We start from the raw sequence: 737 nt of genomic DNA on the forward strand, positions 1-737 counted from the left end.
CTTAGAGCCAGATTTAAAAGTAGTTGAGTGATATCAACGAGTTGTGATTCAACCGTCTTTGTCGAGAAGATGGAGGATCGAATGCCCTGGAATGATATCACTCGCAAGCAACATAACCGGGACCATCTTCGTTATCCAAGCGATTTGACGGACCGGGAATGGGCCGTTGTGGCGCCTTTGATCCCGCCGGCCAAGTTCGGGGGACGGCCGTGTACGACCGACATGAGGGAAGTGATGATCGCGATCCTCTATCTCGCGGGCAGTGGCTGTCAGTGGCGGGCACTGCCGAAAGACTTTCCGCCAGCCTCGACGGTACTGGGTTATTTCTATTCCTGGCGCGACATCGGGCTTTGGCAGGCCATCAACCACATCCTTGTTGCTGCCACGCGGGAACTGGAAGGACGTGAGGCCTCTCCAACAGCCGGTGTCATCGACAGCCAGTCGGTTAAAACAACGGAAAGCGGCGGGGTTTGCGGCTATGACGCCCCCTCTTGGCGATGCTTCGCATCCCCTGCCGGGCAATGGACAAAAAGATCAAGAGACGCAAGCGCCATATCATCACCGATACACTCGGCCTGATGCTGTTCGTGCTGGTTCATGCCGCCGATATCCAGGACCGGGACGGTGCGCCTGGTCTCATTAAGGCCATCCGCCACCGTTTCCCTTGGCTGCGCCATGTGTTTGCCGATGGCGGATATGCCGGTGAAAAGCTTCACGCCGCCTTGGTGGGCAACGGC

Annotated in this window: 1 pseudogene; it reads left to right on the forward strand. The window is 57.3% G+C overall.

Annotated features, from left to right (window positions below):
* Positions 1-81: 81 nt before the first annotated feature.
* Positions 82-737 (forward strand): annotated as a pseudogene (locus Q0835_RS30025) (IS5 family transposase); the annotation flags it as partial.

This window comes from uncultured Roseibium sp., from assembly GCF_947499295.1.
Taxonomy (GTDB): Bacteria; Pseudomonadota; Alphaproteobacteria; order Rhizobiales; family Stappiaceae; genus Roseibium.